The sequence below is a fragment of the Microcoleus sp. K1-B1 genome (genome assembly GCF_036704705.1).
In the GTDB taxonomy this organism is placed as follows: Bacteria; Cyanobacteriota; Cyanobacteriia; order Cyanobacteriales; family Microcoleaceae; genus Microcoleus.
In genome coordinates this window covers 1-1350 of the sequence record NZ_JAUBSH010000204.1, presented here as the reverse complement: position 1 = coordinate 1350, position 1350 = coordinate 1, and the positions used below count along the sequence as shown (strand labels likewise).

At 44.4% G+C, this 1350-nt stretch carries 1 protein-coding gene; it reads right to left on the bottom strand.

Features of this window, described 5'->3' with window-relative positions:
- Positions 1-531, bottom strand: a 531-nt coding sequence (locus QUA83_RS30420; RefSeq protein WP_333297938.1) for a reverse transcriptase N-terminal domain-containing protein, incomplete at its 3' end; no start/stop codon positions are given.
- Positions 532-1350: the final 819 nt, after the last annotated feature.

Here is a 1350-nt window from a genome sequence, read left to right as displayed (position 1 = left end):
CTTCGCTTTATGTTGGATACAGAGTTTAATCTGCTTAATCGCATCGTGACATGACCTGCCGGGTCTAAAACCATAGCTGTTTGGCTCAAAAATTGCCTCCCATTCCGGCTCAAGTGCGGATTTTACTACGGCTTGTAAAACTCTGTCATATATTACAGGTATCCCCAGTGGGCGTTTTTCATTACTTCCTAGTTTTGGTATCCAAACTCTTCTAGTCGGTTTGGATTTTCCGGTTAGTTTTAATTCCCTTGCCAGTTCTAGACGAGCTGCTGGGGTTAAGCTTTTTAGCCCGTCCACTCCTGCCGTCTTTTTACCAGTGTTATCCTGAGTGACCCTTCTTACTGACAAAATCCTATTAGACCAAGACCTCATCAGCGTCTTCTGAAGTTGGCGAACTTTCTTGATATCACCACAACGGTTAGCCGCGAAAATGCGTTTTTGCAACTTGAAAACATATCTTTCGGCTTGACGCCAATTAATAGCTTTCCATCCCTCTGTATTTGTTGACAAATCAGATTTAGGCTTGTTCATTACTAATTGCACCTTTTCACTTAACCACCTTCGCGGTTTACGTCAGCATATCCTGGGCATTACCCCATCCCTTTTTCGGCATTACCTGTTATTTCAGGTTAGGCATTAGCTTCTTAAACCATCCCAGCCTTTCGCAGCGTGTAGCCTGACAGCCTACCTCAACAATTGTTCTTTGAAGAGGAGCATACAAAAGGATTACTTCGTTCCTACTATCCATTGATTAAATCCGTTAGGGTTTGTCTTTCCGCCGGGGTTCTAGGTGGTGCGCTATCTCGGTTGTAGAAGTCTGATAGTCCTTACCCTTGTCAGATGTTCCTGACCCAGAAGTTCAGATTTCTCTGAGAGAGCTTATATCCTCTGGCAATAAATTACGACGGTTGTATCGACAATTTGCTAGCTTGCGCTTCTACCCCACGACTTCATTACTTTCGTAATGTTTCGGTTATAGGATTTTTGCTTGCGGTGTCGGTATTCAGCTATCCCGATAGTCCGCGTTCACCCCCGCTTTACGCAAAGGTTGTCAATCTTTGTGTAGGGGAAACCAGATTTATTTCTGGTTCTTTGTGTGCTTTCAATCACGCACCATGATGTCAGGACTTGGTTTATTTTGGATTTTGGTTATGATGTTGGCTTGCACCTTTATCTTTCCCATTTTCCCCTAGTTGTCTTAGCTAGATGCTTGACTAGGTTTCCTCACCTGCATGAATAGTAAGTTGTCGGCGGTGGGGGATTAAAGTGCGATCTCTAACCCTTGCTTGGGTTTACCCCATCGCTGCTAGCCATCCCCCCTTTCAGGTTTCGGCTAAACGAATCGCACCT